Raw genomic sequence first — 952 nt, forward strand, 5'->3', positions numbered from 1 at the left:
CTTAGTTACTTGACCAACTTGCAAAACAAATCCTTGCCATTTTTCAAAACACACCCCACAACACAAACTTTTAAAACAAGTTTCAAAACACTGAAAACTTTTCAAAATACAAATACACCTTTGTATACATTTAAATATGGATCATTACAAAGGTTGCCACAACAAATGGCCTCTTTTCAAAACTTCTTTCAAAATCACACACAAAGCACCATTTCAAACAATTGAAATCACCATTTCAAACAATTGAAAATGCAAGGCAAGTGATCTAAGCAAGTAACTAAGAGCCCATGGATAACCATGGATAGAAAGGGTGCTAATACCTTCCCTTTCTATAATCTACTCCCCGAACCCAAGGAAACATCTCAAAGGTCTTTTCTGTGCTTTTTGACCTTTCCTTAGGATAAAATAAAAGTCGGTGGCGACTCTTGCTTACCGCGACATTTTGCAAACACAAACGCAAAACGCAAACCAGCATTCCAAAAATAGTCCGTTCTTCCCACCGTATCATAGAACAGGCGACTCTGCTGGGGATATTTCTAAGTGGGGTGTACCTTAGGAATAGTTCATCATAATGTTTTCAATTGCTTGATTTGTATGCTTTATCTTTGTGGGTTTGAATCAGAGTTACTATAGATCCTAACCCGGATCTGGGGATACCTTTCTTAGAAAGTAGCAACAAGACTGTGAGGGAACTGTGCGGGGTATACCGACATGGTTGAAACAGTCTGCTACGTTGATGTGGCACTTTGGTGTGTACCGGTAACCCTTGAGTTCAGTCAAGGAGAGTACGGGGCCTCCGCGTGGTGTCGTGAAGCATCAACAGACCTTAGGAACCTTAATTGAACTATCTTGGCCTCTTTAGGGTAGTGAGATAACTGACTTTGGTGCAGTCCGAGGTGGGTTGATACTCGATACTACACCCAATTGAGGGTTGCTTTCCTGGGATATTTCG

1 protein-coding gene is annotated in these 952 nt (G+C 41.0%); it reads left to right on the plus strand.

All coding sequences use genetic code 11. From position 1 onward, the window contains the following. Positions 1-225: hypothetical protein (locus tag VSR34_RS38005; RefSeq protein ID WP_342965188.1), on the plus strand; the 225-nt coding region annotated here is incomplete at its 5' end. Positions 226-952 lie beyond the last annotated feature (727 nt).

This window comes from Paraburkholderia sp. JHI2823, from assembly GCF_038900695.1.
GTDB lineage: Bacteria > Pseudomonadota > Gammaproteobacteria > Burkholderiales > Burkholderiaceae > Paraburkholderia > Paraburkholderia mimosarum.